At 34.8% G+C, this 21,827-nt stretch carries 21 protein-coding genes and 3 pseudogenes; 8 read left to right on the forward strand and 16 right to left on the reverse strand.

Features of this window, described 5'->3' with window-relative positions; genetic code table 11:
• Nucleotides 1-160: 160 nt before the first annotated feature.
• Entirely contained in the window at nt 161-379 is a 219-nt protein-coding gene (locus NP781_RS10435) for a hypothetical protein (RefSeq protein WP_257522210.1), read from the reverse strand.
• Between the two features lie 525 nt (nt 380-904).
• Between NP781_RS10435 and NP781_RS10440 the strand changes: the two genes are divergently transcribed.
• Complete coding sequence (locus tag NP781_RS10440; RefSeq protein ID WP_257522211.1) at nt 905-1,063, forward strand: YrzI family small protein; 159 nt, start codon at nt 905-907, stop codon at nt 1,061-1,063.
• Nucleotides 1,064-1,555: 492 nt separating this feature from the next.
• Here the strand turns inward: NP781_RS10440 and NP781_RS25620 are convergent.
• The 5 genes and pseudogenes from NP781_RS25620 to NP781_RS10470 form a co-directional block, all read right to left on the reverse strand.
• Nucleotides 1,556-3,081 (reverse strand): annotated as a pseudogene (locus NP781_RS25620) (multicopper oxidase family protein).
• Between the two features lie 118 nt (nt 3,082-3,199).
• A complete protein-coding gene (locus NP781_RS10455; protein ID WP_257522214.1) occupies nt 3,200-3,739 on the reverse strand; it encodes a TVP38/TMEM64 family protein in 540 nt (179 codons plus the stop codon).
• 387 nt (nt 3,740-4,126) lie between these two features.
• Nucleotides 4,127-4,225: pseudogene (locus NP781_RS10460) on the reverse strand (DUF1541 domain-containing protein); the annotation flags it as partial.
• A gap of 139 nt (nt 4,226-4,364) precedes the next feature.
• Complete coding sequence (gene resA / locus NP781_RS10465; RefSeq protein WP_257522215.1) at nt 4,365-4,871, reverse strand: thiol-disulfide oxidoreductase ResA; 507 nt, start codon at nt 4,869-4,871, stop codon at nt 4,365-4,367.
• A gap of 64 nt (nt 4,872-4,935) precedes the next feature.
• Nucleotides 4,936-5,646, reverse strand: coding sequence for a cytochrome c biogenesis CcdA family protein (locus NP781_RS10470; RefSeq protein ID WP_257522216.1), 711 nt, complete (start codon nt 5,644-5,646; stop codon nt 4,936-4,938).
• A gap of 377 nt (nt 5,647-6,023) precedes the next feature.
• On the opposite strand from NP781_RS10470, the gene NP781_RS10475 reads away from it, so the two are divergent.
• The gene (locus tag NP781_RS10475; protein WP_009371666.1) at nt 6,024-6,299 is read left to right on the forward strand and encodes a YqhV family protein; all 276 of its coding nucleotides are present in this window, start codon (nt 6,024-6,026) and stop codon (nt 6,297-6,299) included.
• Between the two features lie 568 nt (nt 6,300-6,867).
• Here the strand turns inward: NP781_RS10475 and NP781_RS10480 are convergent.
• Nucleotides 6,868-7,188: an ArsR/SmtB family transcription factor gene (locus tag NP781_RS10480; RefSeq protein ID WP_257522217.1), complete on the reverse strand. Its 321-nt coding sequence runs from the start codon at nt 7,186-7,188 to the stop codon at nt 6,868-6,870.
• A 496-nt stretch (nt 7,189-7,684) separates the two neighbouring features.
• Here NP781_RS10480 and NP781_RS10485 point away from each other — a divergent pair.
• Nucleotides 7,685-8,303: pseudogene (locus NP781_RS10485) on the forward strand (class I SAM-dependent methyltransferase).
• A 205-nt stretch (nt 8,304-8,508) separates the two neighbouring features.
• Here the strand turns inward: NP781_RS10485 and NP781_RS10490 are convergent.
• Nucleotides 8,509-9,402, reverse strand: coding sequence for a DMT family transporter (locus NP781_RS10490; protein ID WP_257522218.1), 894 nt, complete (start codon nt 9,400-9,402; stop codon nt 8,509-8,511).
• 181 nt (nt 9,403-9,583) lie between these two features.
• Here NP781_RS10490 and NP781_RS10495 point away from each other — a divergent pair, with 181 nt between their 5' ends.
• Nucleotides 9,584-10,453 (forward strand): LysR family transcriptional regulator, encoded by an 870-nt coding sequence (locus NP781_RS10495; protein ID WP_257522219.1) that lies wholly within the window; start codon nt 9,584-9,586, stop codon nt 10,451-10,453.
• A gap of 62 nt (nt 10,454-10,515) precedes the next feature.
• Here the strand turns inward: NP781_RS10495 and NP781_RS10500 are convergent, their stop codons facing one another.
• Together NP781_RS10500 and NP781_RS10505 are read right to left on the reverse strand one after the other, a co-directional pair.
• Nucleotides 10,516-12,672: an ATP-dependent helicase gene (locus tag NP781_RS10500; protein ID WP_257522220.1), complete on the reverse strand. Its 2,157-nt coding sequence runs from the start codon at nt 12,670-12,672 to the stop codon at nt 10,516-10,518.
• Nucleotides 12,673-12,851: 179 nt separating this feature from the next.
• The gene (locus NP781_RS10505; protein WP_221683316.1) at nt 12,852-13,301 is read right to left on the reverse strand and encodes a GNAT family N-acetyltransferase; all 450 of its coding nucleotides are present in this window, start codon (nt 13,299-13,301) and stop codon (nt 12,852-12,854) included.
• Between the two features lie 488 nt (nt 13,302-13,789).
• On the opposite strand from NP781_RS10505, the gene NP781_RS10510 reads away from it, so the two are divergent.
• On the forward strand, nt 13,790-13,939 hold the full coding sequence (locus NP781_RS10510) for a hypothetical protein (RefSeq protein ID WP_016992948.1): 150 nt from the start codon (nt 13,790-13,792) through the stop codon (nt 13,937-13,939).
• 97 nt (nt 13,940-14,036) lie between these two features.
• Here NP781_RS10510 and NP781_RS10515 read toward each other — a convergent pair whose 3' ends face one another.
• From NP781_RS10515 to NP781_RS10530, 4 genes are all read right to left on the reverse strand, one after another.
• Complete coding sequence (locus NP781_RS10515; RefSeq protein WP_221683317.1) at nt 14,037-14,855, reverse strand: SPL family radical SAM protein; 819 nt, start codon at nt 14,853-14,855, stop codon at nt 14,037-14,039.
• Between the two features lie 30 nt (nt 14,856-14,885).
• The gene (gene adaB / locus NP781_RS10520) at nt 14,886-15,419 is read right to left on the reverse strand and encodes a methylated-DNA--[protein]-cysteine S-methyltransferase (protein ID WP_221683343.1); all 534 of its coding nucleotides are present in this window, start codon (nt 15,417-15,419) and stop codon (nt 14,886-14,888) included.
• Nucleotides 15,403-16,023, reverse strand: coding sequence for a bifunctional transcriptional activator/DNA repair enzyme AdaA (locus tag NP781_RS10525; RefSeq protein WP_221683318.1), 621 nt, complete (start codon nt 16,021-16,023; stop codon nt 15,403-15,405). The genes adaB and NP781_RS10525 overlap by 17 nt, the downstream gene beginning before the upstream one ends.
• Before the next feature lie 85 nt (nt 16,024-16,108).
• A complete protein-coding gene (locus NP781_RS10530; RefSeq protein WP_257522221.1) occupies nt 16,109-16,822 on the reverse strand; it encodes a 2OG-Fe(II) oxygenase in 714 nt (237 codons plus the stop codon).
• 162 nt (nt 16,823-16,984) lie between these two features.
• Here NP781_RS10530 and NP781_RS10535 point away from each other — a divergent pair, with 162 nt between their 5' ends.
• A complete protein-coding gene (locus NP781_RS10535) occupies nt 16,985-17,896 on the forward strand; it encodes a DNA glycosylase (RefSeq protein WP_257522222.1) in 912 nt (303 codons plus the stop codon).
• A gap of 125 nt (nt 17,897-18,021) precedes the next feature.
• Here NP781_RS10535 and NP781_RS10540 read toward each other — a convergent pair whose 3' ends face one another.
• On the reverse strand, nt 18,022-18,903 hold the full coding sequence (locus tag NP781_RS10540) for a LysR family transcriptional regulator (RefSeq protein ID WP_257522223.1): 882 nt from the start codon (nt 18,901-18,903) through the stop codon (nt 18,022-18,024).
• A gap of 126 nt (nt 18,904-19,029) precedes the next feature.
• Here NP781_RS10540 and NP781_RS10545 point away from each other — a divergent pair, with 126 nt between their 5' ends.
• Entirely contained in the window at nt 19,030-19,929 is a 900-nt protein-coding gene (locus tag NP781_RS10545; protein ID WP_257522224.1) for a PhzF family phenazine biosynthesis protein, read from the forward strand.
• A 110-nt stretch (nt 19,930-20,039) separates the two neighbouring features.
• Here the strand turns inward: NP781_RS10545 and NP781_RS10550 are convergent, their stop codons facing one another.
• Entirely contained in the window at nt 20,040-20,924 is an 885-nt protein-coding gene (locus tag NP781_RS10550; protein WP_257522225.1) for a LysR family transcriptional regulator, read from the reverse strand.
• A 104-nt stretch (nt 20,925-21,028) separates the two neighbouring features.
• On the opposite strand from NP781_RS10550, the gene NP781_RS10555 reads away from it, so the two are divergent.
• Nucleotides 21,029-21,796 (forward strand): sulfite exporter TauE/SafE family protein, encoded by a 768-nt coding sequence (locus NP781_RS10555; protein WP_257522226.1) that lies wholly within the window; start codon nt 21,029-21,031, stop codon nt 21,794-21,796.
• Nucleotides 21,797-21,827 lie beyond the last annotated feature (31 nt).

Raw genomic sequence — 21,827 nt, forward strand, 5'->3', positions numbered from 1 at the left:
AAATATAATTAATTTCCTGAGTATTTCTCTTTTTTTCATACGTATTAAATACTTCATTCGCAATATCTATTATTAACCGAACTTCAGCTTCATTTCTATCCTCTACTAGATTTTGTAATATCATAATCAAATCTTTTTTCAAAATACTTTTTATTAAAATTCAGTGTATCAAAATTAACAATACATTGACAATAAGCTCTTCAAATCTTGTTAATACTTTTTGTTCTCCGTTTATAGTACCAACAATATGGATGTTCTCATCTTTCTTCACCTGTGAGATATAGAAAGGTGTTATTACTTCAACTTTACCTGAATATATTAATCCGTGAAACACCGAGTGTGCCATGTGCTGCCAAAGCATCTTTTTCTTCGCCGCCATAGGCTTCTTCTACAGACTTTTTATGCATAATCCACACTAGCTTTGTTGAAGGGTTTTCTCTCTGTAATTCAGCCAAAGCTAATTATTAATGTCTGGGATCCCATACTCAATGTGATCTGCTAATGCTTTTTCATTTTGTAGTCATACATCGGGTTTGGATTTCCCCATGTACCGTAGCATTCATAACGCTTCACACTTCAATAATTAGGAAAGCTTTGTAAAAGATGTTTACAAACAACTTAAATTTAGATATACTTACAAAGTAAACAAAAAATTCTTAAGGAGGTCGAATAAAATGATCGTTATCGTTAAATTGATGTCATTGGTAGCTACAACTTCATTAAAAATGAAAATCACACATTCGACCGCATCGGAATGGATCGCTTAAGGTTTTTTTGTAAATAAGCATACCCATACCGCAGGGAGAAGTGTGCCCCTGCGGTATTTTTGTGCCTTTTTTCACCGTAGAGGAGTCTCTCTACGGTTTTTTACATTTTTCTTGGCAATTTAAGGAGGTGATATTAAATGATATTAAACTTTTTTGCGCTCACGATAACTATTACAAAACGTGAGATTTCTCTTGAGAAAGCTCTTCATGATGAATATGTGAAAAAAATCTTTGAAGAGAACCGAAAAAAATTGACGATTATCTTCGTATTCGTCAATATTAATCTTGTTAATTAAAAAACATGAAAGGTGGAAATTGAAATGTTTTATATGATCAAAAGACGTTATGCAGTTTTATGGCTGGAGAAAGACACAACCACCAGATGAAGTAATATAAAGTGATAATATAGCTAATGTTATAATCTCAGTTGAGCTAACCCGTTCTAATCTAGGACGGGTTGCTTCAGGAGTATTTTGCACTTCGATTAAGCAATATGTTACACATACAATTTGATGTAGTTTAAGAAAATGCAGAATTACAAGGTTAAGAAAAAAACCGTAATTCCTTGATACTAAAATTGAATTTGGCAATTTTTATTTTAATCCCATTGTTCCGCCCAGTTAGCTATCCTTGTACCGCAAAAACAGCACAGTCGTATACTATGATTTAGAAACATTTAAATGGCACGAAATAATCTTGTCTGGTGTTTTAAGTAGTTTAACATCTGCTCTTGAATGACATCTAAAAACCTCCAAAATAGTTGGAGGTTTTTAAAATTGTATCTATTTTTATTTTACTTCAACTTGACCCATCATCCCATTTTCTTCATGTTCAAGGACATGGCAATGGAACATGTAAATGCCCTTATTATTGAACTTCACTGCTAATTTAACAGTTTGACCAGCTTCAACTGAAACCGTATCCTTCCACCCTTTTAAATTTAAAGGAGGTTCTTTCCCATCAATCGACACGATTTTAAATTGAGTGCCATGTATGTGGAAAGGATGTGTCATGCCCCCCATCATATCAGGTTTATTATAAATTTCCCAAATTTCAGTCTCTCCCTGTTTTTGAGTGAAATCAATGCGATTCATATCAAACTGTGAACCATTGATTGAAACCATTGTGCCCATACCAAAAAGTTCAAGTTTCTTTGTAACTGGTAAGGTTTTTTCCTCTTCCGTAACACCAAAATCATTTAATTTTTTTGCAATGTTACTTGTACTTGCAGCTTTTTGTTCAATTTTAAATGGTAAAAGGGTAATCCCTTCTTCATTTATTAATGCTATATCAGTTTTGTCATCCATTTTTGAAAAGTCTACTATTACCTCTGCTCGCTCACCTGGTGTTAAGGTAATTTCTTTCATTTCAGTAGGTTGATTTAAAAACCTCCATCAGTAGCAATTTGTTGGAATGTAGCACCATTATTCAATTTAAACGTATAATTACGAGCATTAGAACCGTTTAATAATCGAAGTCTTACTTTTTCTTTACCGACTGTAAGTTTAGGATTCAAAGTACCATTAATTAACAGAGTATCTCCTATTGTACCATCTTCATTAAGGACTGCTTGATAATTTAATTGCTTTTCTTCAGTAAATTGTCTATCTTGGAATACTAAGGGAAAATCATTCACACCATACTCGTTTGGTAAATTGATTTTTTGCGAATTTTTATCATCAATATAAATTAAACCAGCTAAACCTTTATATACTTGCTCTGCTGTAGCACCTTCTGGATGTGGATGGAACCACAGTGTAGATGCTCCTTGATTAACTGTAAAATTCACATCTTCTGTTACACCTGCCCCTAAGACTTGATGTGGACCGCCATCACCATTACCGGGGATTTCTAATCCATGCCAATGAAATGTTGTTGGTTCAGATAAATCATTTTTTGTTCTAAACGTTACCGTTTGATCTTTATGAATACGAATCACTGGCCCTAAAAAGGAACCATTATATCCATATGTCTCTGTTTTAGTTCCCTTAAAGATTTCTGTCGTTCCTTGTTGAGCAGTAATATCAACAATTCCATTTTTAGGTTCAATAATAGGTGGGACCGCAAGCTCGTTTTCCCCAGTTGAATTATTTAATGCTAATGGATTGTTATGACTCGCATGACCATTTTCCATGCTACTATCTTTATTATCCATACCCTCCATGTTTTTCATTTCTTCATCACTCATATTGGAATGGTCCATACCAGACATAGAAGAATGGTCCATATTTGAATTATTATTAGATTCCGAATTACATCCTCCAATTATAATAGCGCCTACTAATAATGAAGTAATCAAAAGTTTAGATTTCATTATGTCTCCTCCTTTTATTCTTTACATAGGCACTATAACAAAGAAATATGGAGAATTTATGGATTTGATGAGACGAATATTAACCACTCTATCAAAGAAAACTTTGATATGATTTTTTTTATTTCTTAACTTTCCAAATCAAAATGATAATTGACATTAATAAGATACTTATTACAATTTTCCATATTAAATTTACTTGCATAAAACCATATATGGCTCCTGCTTCAAAGATTAAAGCTGGTATTTTCCCAATAGTACTTGCAAGCGCAAATGTGCCTAAAGACACCTTAGAAAATGCACTAGTAAAAGTCACAAGACCTGAAGACATAAAAGGTAAAATCCTTAAACTGACAATTATCCAAAATGCATCAGATCCTTCCAACTCCTTTAATTTTAAAAGTTTAGGGTGCAATACGAACGGTCTTTTCCATTTATTGATTCCTTTTCTGTATAAAATAAAGCTAATAACTGCACCAAGCGATTCACCGATAATAGAAATCAGCAAACCGTTGAATATGCCAAAAAACACAAGGTTAGTGGCTGTAACAAAAACACTTGGTAGTACACCTATAATACTAACCAAAGTATTTATCATGAAACTAACCAAAATTGCAAATAAACCAGCTTGTTCTAGTAATTGAAGTAATTTTTCTTCCATGATTAAACGCTATCTTTTTTAACCTATTACTTGCATATAATGAACTATTGTTAATAAACAACAACTGACTGTTCGCCTAATGCTTCATAACTATTAAAAAATGCTCCCTTATCCAATGTTATCATTCCCTTACGTGGATCCATTACTTCCATAGTAGTATTTCCCATAGATAATAGTACCATTAATAACTGCTAATAATCCTTCTAATTCCACATACCTCCTCCGTTATTATTACATGATTCAAAATGAATATAAGCGAATAATTATGGATAAAATTAAACTGGATTTTTAGAATTTCTACATAAAAAAGATGTTCAATTTGTCAAAATTGACTCGTCGAACACCTCTGAGTATTTAATACGGAGAAGATAATTCACTTTCCGTTAGTCATTTATGATTTGTTACTTTTTCACCAGTAGTTGAAGTGTAGTCAACCATATCTTCTGCGAAATCAATTCTCGCAGTTACCCCTTTCATCCCCTTCATTTTGTCTTCGCTGCACCTGCAGAAAGAAATTGATGTAACAAGACTCATTATTATTTCTCCACCATTGTCCTCCAACTCGCAGCAGTTTTAAATTTTTGAATTACTCAAAATTGACTTTAGTAATAGTAAGAATCTTTATTTAGTCTGGTAGAATTAGTTCCATATAACTCTTTATATCTTGTTCTTTCATTTCTCCAGTGATTATTTTTTCTATTTTCCCCTCAGAATTAATAAGAATAGTCGTTGGTAATGGATTGATATTATATGCTTCCATTACACTTTTATTTTTATCAATTAAAACTGGAAAAGTTAGACCTTTTCGGTCGATATAATTTTGAACCACGAAGTCGGATTCTGCTATATTTATAGCTAATACCTGTATATCTTTTTCTTTATATTCATTATAATATCTATCTATAATTGGAAATTCCCTTTCGCAAGGTTTGCACCAAGTCCCCCAAAAGTTTAAAAAGACGCCTTGTCCTTTGTATTCCTCCAAACTATGTTTATCACCCTGCATATCAACTAGAGTAAAATTTGGAGCTTCATCCCCTATTTTTAATACTTCATTTTTATCTTGAGATAAAGTTGTATAAACTGTGAAGAATATTGCCCCAAATAATACAATTAATATAATTGAACGCATAAGAAATCTTCTCTTTTTTTTATCCATATTAAGTTAGGTTCTTTCCTCTCATATATATGTAAAACTAGAAACCAGTAAATCCTCCAAAAATCGGTGTTAAAAACGCAATAATCTTAGTCATCATATCAAAGTACAATAAAACCCCCATCACAATCATTATTGCACCACCTATTTTCATAAACAGTCCATTTTTTCTTTGAAGAAACTTCATTTTTCCGATAAATAAAGACATTATTAGGAAAGGTATAGAGAAACCTAGCACATAAAATAGCATGTACAACATCCCCTTCCCAGGATCAGACACTCCTAAAGCTATTACTCCTGCAAGAATTGGTCCAGTACAAGGTGTCCATCCAGCTGCAAAACCCATACCAATAAGTACCGAACCAAAATATCCTTTGGGCCTTTTTTTAAAATTTATCTTTTTTTCAGATTGTAAAATGTCAATTTTAAAAAAGCCTAGAATAACTAATCCAAAAAAGACCATGATAATTGCTCCAATTTGTCTTAGTAACTCTTTATACTGAATAAAAATCTGTCCGATAAAAGAAGTTGAAAAACCTAATGCCATAAAAATAATAGAAAAACCAAGTAAAAAAAGCAGGGTATGTATCAAAGATTTCCGCTTTAAAATCCCCTTTTCTTCTTTGAGTTCATTAAAAGATATTCCTGTTACATAAGATAGAAAAGCAGGATACAAAGGTAATGAACAAGGTGATACAAATGATAATAATCCAGCACCAAATGCAAGAATTAAATTTAATTGTTCTAACAAATACGCTCACTCAACCTTTCTATAGCCCATTTGAAAATAAAGTATAGACTATAAATATGGAGAATATATGCATATGCAGAGGGAGTGATATAAGAATTAGAATTTTTTTTGATAGCTTTCTAATTGATCATTAATATAAATAGGGATTAAACATAAAAAATGAGCCATGTTTCAACTATAGAAACACAGCTCATTTATTATGCTAAATCTAAACATTGAAACAATCTTTAATTATACTCCTAGTCTAAGGATTAAAGCATAATCTAACAAGAATATTAGATACGAATCATACATATATTGATGTTAATATTTCATTAAAACAAACATCTATTATTCCATTCATGATGGAATTATATTAAATTTTCTATAAAGATAGGATGATGACAATTATTGAAAAGTCGGTTCTTGCTATGGTTATTTTACGTGTATTGTCTGGGAGTATTGAAGTAAGTGCTGGATTGTTGATGCTAAAGTTAAATAATCTAGAAAAAGCATTTTATATTAACACAATGCTTGCTTTGGTTGGGCCAACCGTTTTAATCGTAACGACAGCAATTGCATTATTTGGACTAGCAGATAAAATACCTGTGACAAGAATCATTTGCTTATTTACGGGTATAACACTTATTATTATTAGCTCACATATTAAGTAAATTACTAAAATTCACCAAAAACATACTGTCAGAATATGAGTTTGACCAAAAAATTAGTAAGTAAATTGATCTTTACAACCTTTTGGACCCAAGTTTTCTTCTGTATCGAACATTTATTTAATAGCCTGGTTCCATTCATAATATTTGTTAAACTCTTTATGAATCACATAATATGTTTATCAAGTCCATTTGAAAAAATTTTTTTGATTATTCTTCCTAAAAATGTTCATTAAATTACTGTAGCGTGTGACGACGCTGCTTTTTTTATGTATAATTAGGCTTTGCTTGCACAAATTAATATTGAGTGTATCGCACGCACTTATACGGTTGTGGCGTTGGTTGACCGTCACAACCTCCCTCATTAAGGGTTACATTACCTCAGTAACCCTTTTTTAATTTCTATTCAAATTAACATTACACTACATCAGGTAGTTTTTTACTTTGGATTAACCTTGATCAAACCTTTACGACCACTAACCCGATTAGTGAGTGTACTTCCCATCTTACTCAGTACTACAAACCTTGCCTATATATTTTGGAATGTGTTTCTAATTTTTTTAACTTCTCTTTAATCTACATGGCTTACACAGCACGCGACATCAGCATAAACATCTTCTAAAACAGTATCAAACATTTCAAGAAGTTCGCGAATACGCTCATTTCTCAAACTATAGTAGCAATATTTTCCTTCATTACGACCAACAATAATGCCACAACCTTTTAAACAGGCTAAGTGTTGAGAGATATTAGACTGATTACCTTTTAATTCCTCGACGATTTGAGATACTGTCTTCTCTTTCTCTTTGATACACCCTAAAATTTGTAGTCTTACCTTATTTGAAAATCCATGAATTAGTTTGATTTTTAAATCAATATTTTTTTCTGTCACAAAATCTCCTCCAATTCATATTAACTTAGCTAATATGTTCTGATATTATCATATTCGATATCACTAATATGTGTGTCAAACATACTAGCACTACCTAATATGTCTGTCAAAAATTTTTAAAAATATGGGTCTCTCTTCAGCTAATAAACGTAGGCATCCTCAAGTTAGATTTTTTACTTTCTGAAAAGGAATATCAGTTTAAATTTGGGACAGGTTTCGCAACTGGCTGGACACTTGTAGTAATGGCTTTAGGGCTAACAAACCCTGTTAAAGGCTTATTATACATACTTATTTATGTACTTGGCTTTTCACTTCCCTTTCTTAAGCTGTCACTATTTATTGGCAAATTACGTTTCTGCAGATGAATTATGATTTTAATGGGGATTTTATTATATTTTGACATGATGACAAAGATATTGCGTGGGTCACTCCTATTTTTGAAGAGGACACAGGATTTTAGAAGCTCATACGCTCTGTAGAAAGGTTGGATGTAGCATTGAATAATACGTGGAACAAAATTATCTATAAAATTGGCTCTTCCTTTTACGATAAACTTTTTAACACAGGTGCTTTTTTAAAGACTAGAAAGAGGATTTTTCAAGAAGTACCTTTTCAGCGTAAGCAAAATCCTCTATGTAGGTATTGGTACTGGTGCTGATTTAGAATTAATCAACTATGTTGATTATGATATAACAGCTATTGATTATTCTCCTGATATGCTAGCGAAAGCTAAACATAAATTCGAGCACTCTTCTATCAATTTTTTAGAAATGGATGCTCAAAAAATGTCTTTTGCAGATGAATCATTTGACTATATTGTAGCTAGTTTAATTCTTTCTGTGGTTCCTAATGAAAATAAATGCTTTGAAGAGATGATACGAGTTTTAAAGAAGGATGGTAGAATTCTTATCTTTGATAAATTTGCTCCTAAAAATCAAAAACTAACGCTATCAAAAAAATTGGTAAGGCCATTTATAAGTATGTTAGGAACAGATATTGGTCGAAGTTTTGAGGAGTTGTTTAACCAAAATGATCATAGGCTCAAAATTATAAGAGATGAATCTGTTATGTTAAAGGGTATGTATCGATATATTGAAGTTATTAAACTCTCTTAGCTAAATCGTATAATCGCAATCAATGTTTCGGAGAAAACTCATCAAGGAGCACAAGCATCTTATCAAACTAGAAAGAATAATGGAGAGTTTAAAAAAACAACAATCAGTCCAAATAAAATTGGCTGATTGTTGTCTTAGTAATTGAATAACTTTTATAAATGTTAAATACCATGTCATATCGATTTAAGTCTCCCGTGATAAATTGTTACTCTATTTGTTTTTTCATGAGTTGTTTTGAAAAGTTAAAGGATCGAATTTCGCTAACAAAGGTAGAACCTAATAAGAATACCCCGCCCATAATTTGAACTAGGGTCATTTGCTCTTGCAATATCATTGCAGAAATCAAAATAGCTACAAAAGGATCGACATAACTGAGCATCGCAATACTCTGCCCTTTCAATTTCTCCATTCCCGAGAAAAACAACCAAAATCCAATCCCTGTATTAACGATACCTAAAATTAAAATAAAAGGAATAGATGCGCTTGATAATCCAAAAATCCCAAAGCCCTCTGTCAAAAAAACATACGGCAGCAGTAATAATGCAGTCGTTCCAAGTTGAATAATGGTCAGCTCTAGCTTGTCCATCTCTTTAATAAATTTGTTTAAAAGTAACAATGCAGCATAAAAAGCTGCTGCAATCAATCCAAAGATAAGTCCAAGGAAATCATCTGATTCCGATGCACTCACCCCTTCTCCTACAATCATTATCATACCGATCATTGCAATGACAATGCAGATTATTTTTTTAGTGGATAATTGTTCCCTAAGTACAACAGGTGAAAGTATCATTACAAATACTGGTGCAAAGTAATACCCTAGCGTGGCATTGGCAAGTGATGTGTGGTCGTAGGATTGATAGAGAAAAATCCAGTTTCCTCCCAATGCAACGCCTGAGAAAATCAAAAATAAAGCATTCGTTTTTACTAAATTCCAGGATATTTTTTTCTTCATAATGGAGAATATGAGTAGTAAAAATAAGCATCCTAGGAAACTACTTAGTAGAGCTCTTTCACTCGCCGCTAAATCAATGTAACGCACAACTAAACCGATGGTGCCAAAAATAATCATCGATACGATAAATTGAAATTTAGATTTCATGGTTTACTCCCTAACCTACCGCATTTTAATAGATACGATTAGATGCTTTTTCCTTCCTTTTGTCCCACTCCTTTCCACTTGCTTTTGTAATGGGAATAGCATAGCATACACCTAAGTATTACAAAATTGAATGTTTGTCATGTTATCTATAACAAAATAGCATGCAAGGGAGGATAGCGTTATGAATATCCAAAAATATATGGCTTTTGTCAAAGCAGTAGAGTATGGGAGCTTTACAAGAGCTGCTGATGCATTAAACTATACACAGTCTGGCATCAGCCGTATGATCAACGATTTAGAATCAGAATGGGGAATATCCCTTTTTGAAAGAGGTCGTACCGGAATCAGCTTAACATCTGATGGCTTAAAGTTACTGCCCCAATTACAGCGTATATGCAATGAGCATGAAATGTTAATGATGCAGATCGATGACTTACATGATATCCAATCTGGAATCATTCGAATTGGTACATTTTCTAGTGTAGCAACCCATTGGCTACCTTATATGATCAAATTCTTTAAGCAGGATTATCCAGGGATTGATTTCGAGTTACTATTAGGAGATTACACCGAAATCGAAAGCTGGATTATCGAAGGTAGGGTCGACTTTGGATTTTTACGACTGCCAACAAAAGCTGAAATGGAAACAATCTTTGTAGAGCAAGACCGTTTGTTGGTCGTCATTCATCAGGATCATCCTCTTGCTGATTGCGATAAATTTCCTTTAAGTGAACTATTGACCAGTCCATTCATGCTTTTAGAAAAAGGCGCAAAAGCTGAAATCTCCGAAATTTTTGACAAGCACAATATCTCGCCGCACATTTCTTTTACAACATGGGACGACTATGCCATTATGTCAATGGTGGAAAACGGGTTAGGAATCAGTATATTACCTGAACTGATTTTAGAACGCATTCCTTACCAAATTATCGCGAAAGAGCTTGAAGTACCTGCATTTCGAACTATTGGGATTGCGATGAGAGAGCAAAAATCGCTTTCACTTGCAGCAAAGAGATTTATAGAATATTTATCTTATAGAAAGAAAAAATAAGAATTAGATATTATTTGCACTACTATAAAAAGCGTATTCGAAAAAATCTCGAATACGCTGCATTAATCTTCCACCACTTCTAAATAGCCTTGCTGTAAACATGTATCCATCATAAACTGCTTTATCCCTGCATCAAATGACAATTTGATTGTGTTACTTGTAACGTCCAAAATTTTGCCTTCTCCAAACATCACGTGCTTCACCTTTGAGCCAACGATTAACGCTGACTCCGTTGTAATTGTCCGATCATTACGGTATTGCTTCAATGCTTTCCTCGGACTTTTCGACGCTTTCTTTGGTAATTCCTGAGGTGAAACGATTTGCTTTAACGCTTTCATGAATATTGATGGCACCACACTTGCTTTAAAACGCTTGCTGTACGAAATTAATTCCAAATGGCGAATCGCACGTGTGATACCGACATAAAAGAGCCTTGTTTCTTCCTCTATTGCTTCTTCCGTCTCACTAGGTAAAATCCCATCAATTAAGTCAATCAAATACACACGATCAAATTCCAAGCCTTTTGAACTGTGTAAGGTTGTTAATGTAATGGCATTCATTTCATTTTTCAGATGAGATGTACGTGCTAAATTTTCAAGGTACTTCAAACGACCCGCAAATTCAGTCATCGTCGACGTATGGCGAGCAATTAGTCCAAGTACATCCACAATATCTAGTAAATTTTCATAATTAAAACCGAGATCCTCGCTCATTTTCTTTAAGGCACGCTCATAACCAAAATCATAACGGATATGCTCTAGCATGGCTGTTGGTGTTGTTTGATCAAATTGAAGGCTATCATACGTTTGGCGAATTCGCTTAATATATTCAGGCTGATAATCCTTTAGCTCCACATGCTCTAATAAAAGTGTGAATACACAGCCATCCTCTGGCACTTTCTGTAGTGCCTTTAATTGCGTTGGTGTAATATAAGCATTCATTTTTCTGTAAACTTTTTCAAATATCGAGATATTTTTTGTATTGTACGCTAGACGCATGAAGTTCATAATATCCTCCACGACCCAATGCGTAAAAAAGCGTATGGTGGAATCCTTCATATAGAAAGGCAGGCCCGCTCTATCTAACGCGTCCATAAGTGGAATGGCTGACGTATTATTTCGATATAAAACAGCCGTTGAGCCAAGCTTAGACAAGCTTTTTAACTGATTCACTACATATTTGGCCTGTAAGCTGTAATTCTCTAGGATTTTAAACGAGATTGGCTCTGCTGCAGGATTTTGCGTAAACATTTGTTTGTTATATCGCTTTTTATTGCGCTGAATGAACAGATTGGCTGGCGCTACAATCGAGGCAGATGAACGATAGTTTTGTGTCATTAGTAAAACTTGTGCGTCTGGATAAATCTTTTGGAAAGTCAATAAATAATCTGGCTCTGCACCACGCCAGCTATAAATAGCCTGATCCTCATCAGCAACAACGCATAAATTTTGATGGACTGAGACGAGCTTCTCGATGATCGCGTGTTGAACTGGCGATGTATCCTGACTTTCATCCGTTAAATAAAAATCGTATCGACGCTGATATTGCGCCAACACCTCTCGATTTTTCGTAAAAATATCATTCGCCATTAACAGCATATCGTCAAAATCAATAAGCAAACGATCGCAACCTGTGCGTTTATATTCCTCATATCGCTGCAAAATCTCGACTTTTTTTGGCACCTTTACTTCTGCCATTGCCCATTCCTGTTCTGGCAACATTTTATTTTTGATGAACGTTATGTACGTCAGTAGCTCTTCTAACTGATCTTCAGTAATTTTCAAGCCATTTAATTGTTCAAAAATCTCACGAAGCACTCGTTTTTTTGACATAACACCAGGCTTGTCCGCTTCTTCCATAATCCCATACGAAATGCCCTGGCGTTCAAGTGTCTCCCGCACCACTTGAAATGCTAAACTATGAATCGTCGAGAAATCAACTGGTGGCAAATGCGGAAAAAACTTTGCAAAACGTGCCCTCATATCATTTGCTGATGCCTTACTAAACGTAACAGCCTTAATGCGAGCAGGCTTGACACCAAGCATCTCGATCATATAGCCAATACGCATAATAATCGTCGTCGTTTTTCCTGAACCAGGAGATGCCAATAGTAGCAACGGTCCATTCGTTTGCAATACGGCCTGCTTCTGCACATCATTTAGATAAACGCCAAGTGAACGCTCCTTTTCTTCAAAAAATGCTTTTTGCGCTCCATTCATATCAATTACTCCGTTCTAAAAAAATCTATTTTCTATTATACCAGATGATACTGATTAACCTCCTAAGATCATTAAAAGAGATTGTTTGCCTCTTCATCATTTTTAAATCTTTTCAAAAACAAAAAAGCGTATATACAAAATCTGTACAACGCTTTTTAGTAACTCGTTAGTTATATCTTTTATTTGGCTATCCATTCATATTGAATATCAGCTAAATTTTCTTCATTTTCATGACCTCTACCTATAATTTTAAATCCTTGTTTTTCATAAAATCGTTGAGCATTTTCATTGACCTCAAATGTGTATAAAGTTAATCGCCCATTTGCTTGAGCTTTTACTTTATCTAGTAATGTATGCCCTATGCCCATCCCTTGATAGTCAACATGAATATATAGTTGGCTTATTTCCTCTTCGTTATAGGCAATCATTCCAACTACGTTTTCATCCATTAACGCTAAATCGATGTGAAACTGTTCAGCTAATAGATGATTTAAGAAATATACATGACTTTCAAAGGTGTGAATTTCTTTCTGACCAATCGCCTTTTCCTTACTATCTCGCCACATAGCAACTGTTTGTTCAGCGTATTGGGGGTTATATTGCGTAATAATTATTTTGTGTTGGTCCACTACGATGCCTCCTTAAGTGCTATTCGTTGTTGTTGGCGAATTACCATTCTACACAACTTCGGATACCGTTTCATTGGTTAATGAAAAATATCGCCTGTTTACTATCATCTTATATTATTTTAATACAGGAAACCACTTGAGATAAAGCCTATCTAAACAGGATGACTCGCTTTTAAATCCTTTACAGATATAGGACATTCCTGTATGCATCAATTTATATAGGACGGATTAATCTTGGATATATGTAGAAAATCCTTTTGTGCATATAGGTTTTACTATCCCCAAAGTCATTCACATCGACTACAATAATTATTTTCTCGACTTGTCAATGTCGTAATTCAAATCTACCCCTAGTTTGAACCGTATACCACTTTTCCAGTTATAGGTACTTCTTCATAAAGTAAAGCACATTACTTGAAGAATTAATTGTAAGTTCTACGGATAAAAAAACATCTTCCACTCACACTAATGGTGGAGGTGAGATGAAAATGGGAAATAATAAACATAAAAATAATAAAACGCAAGACAACAAAAAACAGCAGAATCAAAATCAAAATGCTAACAATGAACGTAAAAACAGAGAAGAGTTTGCTGAAGAAGTAGATTTCAGTCAAATTCAAAATGAAAACAAACGTTAATAATATTATCATGTGAAAAAACCCTAATACTCACTTCAGTAAAGAAGGGTATTGGGGCTATTTTTATAATACATCTTTTGCACTTTACTCACTATTTTTACGGCTCAAACCCAGTCTGGCTTATATAAACATGATCTTCTGGAAAGATTTCAATAAATCGGTTATATACTTTTTTTATTACATCTGGTCCATACCATTCTTCTAAACCAAGTTGGTCATATTTTTTCCCAATCTCCAGTTTTCTTGTGCGTTTTCCACCACTGCCATCTCCCATGAAGTAGTCATCTATACATATTCGATCGACGAGTTGCTTCAATTTCAAAGGAAAATATTCTCCACTTGGTAAAATGGGAGCGATAGCAACTTGGGTCGGTATGTCCGCAGCTGCTAATTTTTCCAATGTCTTAAAACGCGCCTGGATTGGAGGTGCCATTGGCGTAAAATGTTTACGTATCGTTTCCGAATCTGTCTCAATTGTCATACTTACCCGCACTTTATCTTTAAATTGTCGCAGTAAATCAATATCTCGACTGACAAGTGGACTTCTCGTCTGTACAAATAAAAAGTCAGGGAGATCCTCTAGCATAATTTCTAGTAAAGATCGCGTCACTTTTTCCTTATGCTCTATTGGCTGATACGGGTCTGTACTTGAAGACATAAAAATGGTTACTGGCCCTTTGGCTTTGGCACGATGAAGCTCCTTTTTTAATACATTCGCTGCACCGTTTTTAACATCTACCCAACTTCCCCATTCCCCTTCTCGAAAAAGAGATACAGGCATTTGACGTACATAGCAATAGGAACATCCAAATGAACAGCCTGTATAAGGATTGAGTGAATGCGTATAGCCAGAAAGAAAGCCAGTCCCTTTATTCAGAATGGTTTTTGGATTTTTATAAAGGATTTCACATTTCATACGGAACCCCCATTCCATGTACGGTAAGTATTACGCATTGCTAGACGAACCTCGCTTTTCAAGGTCCAAAAGCAATTTTTTCATTGCTAATCCGCCCCGATAGCCTGTTAAAGAGCCATTCTTTCCTGTTACACGATGGCACGGTACAGTAAGTAACACTGGATTAGCCCCAATAGCCGCTCCCACAGCACGAACAGCTGCTGGTTTATTTATAGCATGGGCAATGTCTGAATAGGATTTCGTCTGCCCATAAGGAATTTCACAAAGTGCTTGCCAGACTGCTAGTTGAAATGGCGTACCTTTGTACTCCAATGGGACAGTAAAGGTTTTCCTCTTTCCTGCTAGATATTGAATGATTTCATTGACATAGGGTTCAAGCTTTTCCTCATCTTCAACAAGAGGACTTTCTGGAAAGCGTTTCTTCGCCCATTCAACCATTTCCTCGAATGGTTTGTTCTGTGAACCTACAAACACAAGGCCCTTGGAGGTAGCAGCAATATAAAAATGCCAATCCTCAAACTTGAGTAAAGACCAATAAAGGGTTGGTTTATTGTTTGTTTCCATCATTTATTTCCTCCATTTTTCTCATTTGACGAAATTGCGCTGGGGTCTGACCTGTTTTCTTTTTAAATAAAGTAATAAAATAGGGCGCATTCGCCATACCCACACATATGGCAATATCGCCTATTGCTTTATTCGTCTGCATCAAATACTTTTTAGCCGCGTGTACGCGAACTTGTTGTATATACTCAACGGGCGTCATGCCTTTAATCTTTTTAAATGTTCGATGCATATGATAGGGACTCCCATGACAAATCATTGCTAGTGATTCTAGTGTTAATTTTTCAGTGAAGTTTTGATCAATGTATGCTGTGATAACATCAACCCACTCGCTATCAGGCAAATTTTCATTAGTAGGCTTGCAACGTTTACAAGGGCGAAAATTTGCGCGGAGTGCTTGTTCTGCGGTTGCAAAAATACATACATTCTCTTTTTTCGGAACGCGAGACTTACAGGATGGTTTACAGAATATCCCTGTTGACTTGACAGCATAAAAAAATTGATTGTTGTACGCTGTATCATTCGTGATAATAGCTTGCCACTTTTCATCTGTCATCATTTCTACATTATTTAAAATTTTATTTTCATCATTCATAGGCTCATGCATTTATCTCACCTCTCCTTACAATATACTCCCTAAAAATTCACCATGTACAATTCTGGATATGGAATAGCAAGATATTGAAGTTTTTTTATTTAGAATCGTGAAAAATGATGCCAAGACCGTATCGTTCTCCAGCAGTAATCGTACTTACTCCATGACGAACTGTATGTTTATAATATCCCCTTTTACCTTGAGCAGGTCTATGGTTCGTAGGAAAGATCAGCGCACTGCCACGATCTAACGTAATGACATGTCCCCTACTCTGAGCACGTGGAATTTGTTCCACTAGGAGTGATTCTCCACCAAAAAAGTCTTGTTCGCGTTGATTTAATACAAATACTACTTGAAACGGGAAGAAGATATCGCCATATAAATCTTGATGCAAACAATTAAAGCCACCTGTTTCATACTTTAAGAGTAAAGGTGTCGGTCTAGTTTGTTCATTTTCTTCACAGGTGTTCAAAAAATCTTGAAGCTGAGCTGGAAACTGTGCTGTTTTCTTTAAATAACCTAACCATCGATTGGCTGTTTTGGCCAATTCTTGATAAAAGGATTCTCTTAAACTTTGGATAATTTCAGGCAATGGATAGGAAAAATATTTGTATTCCCCCTCCCCAAAGCGATACCTCGTCATATTAATGGTCGTTCTATATGGCTCTTCCGTACCATACAACCCTATTAAGAATTCACATTCCTCTTTTGTTAAGATCGCTGGAAGCTTTGCAAATCCTTGCTTATCTAGTTCCTGTTGAATGGAATCCCAAGCTAGGCTTTCGACACGTGTTTGAATATCTTGGACCATCTTTATTCCCTCCTTAGCCTTCTTAATAACTAACACTATAACCTCATCAATAGAAAAAAATAAGGAGTTTAGAATGTAATAGCAAGATAACAAAATGAGTAAAGCTACTTTTATGCTAAAGTAAACTAACAAACTGTGTATGTTGAAAAGGAGAATAAAAAAGTGATATGGCATGACGTTGATGATGTGATGATCATTACCTTACCAGAAAATTTTGATATGAATGCGAATCTAGGCTATTTAACAAGAGAAAAAAATGAATGCATGTATGAAATAGAGAACGATATCATCATAAAAGTGATAGCCATTGGAGAAATGCAGTCTTTAGTACAGATAAGCGTAATTGATAATCAACAAATGGTTGTTCAATTCCTAAATGATTCTAGACCTATTGAGAAGTGGGAGCGGCAAGAAATTGTAACATATATTCAAGAATGGTTTGATCTTGATAACGATTTAACGCCATTTTATGAAATGGCAAATACAGATCCATTACTTAAAATACCTGCGCAAAAATACTCTGGATTACGAGTTATCGGCATTCCCGATTTATTTGAAGCATTATGCTGGGGCGTTTTAGGGCAACAAATTAACCTAGCCTTTGCCTACACTTTAAAGAGACAATTTGTAGAAAGCTTTGGCGATTCTATCGAATGGAATGGTAAAAAGTATTGGATATTCCCTCCGTACGAACGAATTGCACAGTTAACACCTACTGACCTAGCAGCTATTAAAATGACAGTTAAAAAAAGTGAATATATTATTGGCATTGCAAGACTAATGGCAAACGGAGATTTATCGAAGGAACAATTAAAGAAAATGGATTTTAAAGAGGCAGAAAAAAGCTTAATCAAAATACGAGGAATCGGACCTTGGACAGCCAACTACGTGCTAATGCGTTGCCTAAGGTTTCAGACAGCTTTTCCAATCGATGATGTGGGTCTGATTAATTCAATAAAATCATTACGTAATATGAACCGAAAGCCTACGAAAGAGGAAATCTTAGAGCTATCAGAACCATGGAAAAACTGGGAATCCTACGCTACCTTCTATTTATGGCGTGTTCTTTACTAAATATCATCGCCTTGATGTGAGCATGTCTTGAAAAATGAATCAAAACATGCTCTTATGTAGGTACATATTATTCTTCTACAAAAGGACAATAATGCTGAACAATCATAATGGACATAGAACTCTTATTATAGCTGTAATTCTTTAATACAATCCATGGTTGTTTTTATAAACTCTTTGACAGCGGGAAGGGATTGCTTCTTTGAGCGAGTAATAATGCTTATTTCTCGGAAAGGTTCGGGTAAGAGAGGTTTTACAATGGTACCTTCTAAATTAAAGGGTAAAGCTAGTTCTGGTATGATTGTAATGCCTAATCCCTCACATACCATTGCAATGATTGTTTGATTTTCTTCCACATTAAACTGTATGTTTGGGGATACCTCATGTTTCTGTAAAAACTTCTTAACACTTACTTCACATCCTAGCTGGGGCATAATAAAAGCCTCCCCTTGAAGATCTTCCGCTTTTATTTGTTCATTTATGGCAAGTTGATGATGAATCGGTACGATTGCTACTAATCGATCTCTTACTATGGTAATAGCCTCCAAATGATCCATAGGGTTACTTAAAGATGTAAAACCTATATCCACTTTCCCCTCTTCTACCCAACGTGTAATTTGGTCATAGCTCCCCTCATAAAAATTGATTTCAATTCCCTTAAACTCTCCTTTAAACCTTGATATGATCGTTGGCAACACTTTTGAGGCGAAACTTGAAAAGCTACCAATATTTATTTTTCCGTTTTGTATACCTAAAATAGAAGCGGCTTCTTGTTTAATGCTTTCTGCTTCGGATAAGATGTTTCTCATATTGTTGATGATGCGTTCTCCACTATCTGTTAATGAGATGCCATTTCTTCCTCTATTCAAAAGTTTAATGCCGAGTTCTGACTCTAAACAAGCGATATTATGGCTTATGCCCGATTGTGTCATCGCCAATATTTCTCCTGCTTTTGTGAAATTCCCAATATCGACTACTTTGACGAATATTTCTATTTGCAAAAGGTTCACAAGCTAACCTCCGTATAAGATTTAACTTTCCATTCAACTTCCTCATGTTGATGATCAAAAACATGAATTTTACTTATCAATTCTATCATAATACAATAATCTTAGAATGAAGGAGGAGATATAACAATGAAAAAAGTGGTAGAGTTTTTTTATGTTGATGCATTCACCACAGAAACGTTTGGAGGAAATCCAGCTGGCATTATACCTCATGCAGAAAATTTAACAGATGAGGAAATGCTAAACATAGCCAATGAATTAAACCTTTCGGAAACGGCCTTTCTTTTACCATCAACAAATGACAATGCAGATTATCAAATAAAATATTTTACTCCTACAAAAGAAGTTGACTTTTGCGGTCACGCTACGTTAGGTACAGCATGGTTAATGGCTAGTAAGTACAATTGGATTGATAAGGACGAGAAAATGATCTTTGAATCAAACATTGGACTCATTCCTGTAAAATGGATTACGGAAAACAATCACTTAACGAGCGTGTCCATGACTCAAGTACGTCCCCATGTAAAAAGTATAGACATTCGCCCTGAAGTCGTTGCTGACCTTGTGGGTATAGAGGAAACGGACATTGATGATCGATATCCGATAAAAGTAGCGAACACAGGGGTGCCACATCTTATGGTTCCCGTTAAAACACGTCAAGCAATTGATCAAGCAGAACCTAAATTAAATGAGCTTAAAAAGATGAACAATCATTTTAACATATCAACCACTCACCTCTTTACCTTTGACACAAATGGGGAATTTGATATTTATACAAGAGATTTTTGCCCAAATATAGGGATTGATGAAGATCCAGTTACGGGGGCAGCAAACGGTGCATTAGGCGGTTATTTATATCTAGAAAATATACTAGCTCCACAAGAAAAACATCAATTAGTGATTGGGCAAGGACATACGATTAATAGACCTGGGACTCTTTATGTCACGATTACACCTGATGGGGAGAACGCTGTTATTGAAGTAGCAGGAGCAGCAGTTGTTTCAATAGAGGGAAAAATACTTTTATAACAATATTTTTCTGAATTTTCTGTGTTTATTATCATATTAAAATAAACTTCTCTAAATTCTTTACTTAAATTTAGAGAAGTCTTATTTATGCCAAAAGAAGATTATAGTGGTTAGTTTAATGCATTTAAATGCGTTTTTAAGTATTGCAAAAATGGTTGCTCCAATAGATCGGTTTTTCGAGAGCAAATAAATAAACTTTGCTGAATAGTTGCCTGCTCAACATACACTTGAGCAAGTTTCCCGTTTGCTATACTTTCAGCCACACTATAGGACGGAGCTAAAGTCATGCCGTACCCTGCTTCCACTACTTTGATGGATTCATGTAGGCCCTGCATTTGAAGTCCTAATTTAGGTAATGGTGCATTAAACGTGTAAAATATGGACTCCAATAAATCGAGTGTCGAGCTACCACGTTCCCGATAAATAAAGTCCTCGTTCGATAATTCAAAGATGGTGACCGTTTGATTTGCGAGAGGATGTGACGGATGGACTATAAACCAAAAAGGGATATCCAATACCTTTTCAAATTGTAAATCTTCATGACCAATTTTACTTTGAACGACAAAACCAAAATCTACTTCATAATTCAGAACTTGCTCCTCCACAGATTGAACATTGCCTAACGATACAAAAAATTCAATTTGAGGATGCGCTAGCTTGTATTTAGCTATGATAGGCGGAAGTATATAATTAATGGGGATGTAAGAGGACGCAATATGTATTTTGTCTTCCTTTGCTAAAAACTTACCAAGCTTCTCATCGATTTGTGCTTCTAAGTAAAATAAACGCATGCCTTGCTCGTATAAAAACTTCCCCTCTGGCGTTAATTGAATTCCACGCCCTTTACCTTCAATCAATTTTGCCCCTATTTCATTCTCTAATTTTCGAATTTGTATGGTAACAGCAGGTTGACTTAGTAGCATACTATTCGCTGCTGCAGTAATTCCCCCAAGCTTGGCTACATTCGTAAAGATCCTCAATGCATGTAAATTCATTCCATTCCAACCTTTCTATCCATAAATAATATTTATGAATAAGCAATAATTATATATTTGTTTTATGTATAGTTTACCAGTAATTTAAGTATTGAGGTGATTGAATGGAAATTTTACTACAGGAATGGTTAACAGTAAAAGGAGTTATTTTATTTACAATTGGTTTACTCGCAGCCATAATAGGCGTTTTATTTGGTGCAGCAGGCTTTATTTTGATGCCTGCATTATTACTCATCGGCATTCCGATTCATACAACGGTTGCTGTTAATAAATTTGCTACAGGTTTATCAGCCCTATCAAATGTTGTTTCGTTTGTCATAAAAGGGCGTCTATCTGTAAAAAAATATTTTTCTTTCATGATTGTTTCTAGTATAGGAGGAGTATTTGGTGCATTATTAGCAATCCTCTTATCGGAACAAATCATGAATGTCGTCGCTTGTATAAGCTTAATTTTCGCATTTCTATTTGTCCTTTGCAGTAGTAAATGGATTGTCAAAGATGTAAAAGAAACAGAGGAACAACCTTTGAACAAGCTCATTCCATTTGCAATTTCCATATATGACGGAGGTTTTGGACCAGGTTCAGCACTAATGAATATAACCTATTTCTTGAAAAAACAATACCATTATTTAAAAGCAGTCGAGTTAACAAGAATGCTCTCGTTATCAAGCTGTACAGGTGCTTTTCTCTTTTATTACTTTACTGGCATTGTTAATTGGGAAATTGCTATCCCTGTGTCACTTGGCTCTATTGCTGGCTCTTTCTTAGGTTTAAAGATCATTCCGTATATCCAAACAAAATGGATTCAAATTATTTTACCAATCGTTTTTTTGTTCTTAATTGTTCAAGTAGTGTCGGATTTAATAAAATAACCAAACAAATCCTACCTTTTTTGCCCCAAAA

The organism is Lysinibacillus sp. FN11 (assembly GCF_024628845.1).
GTDB lineage: Bacteria > Bacillota > Bacilli > Bacillales_A > Planococcaceae > Lysinibacillus > Lysinibacillus capsici.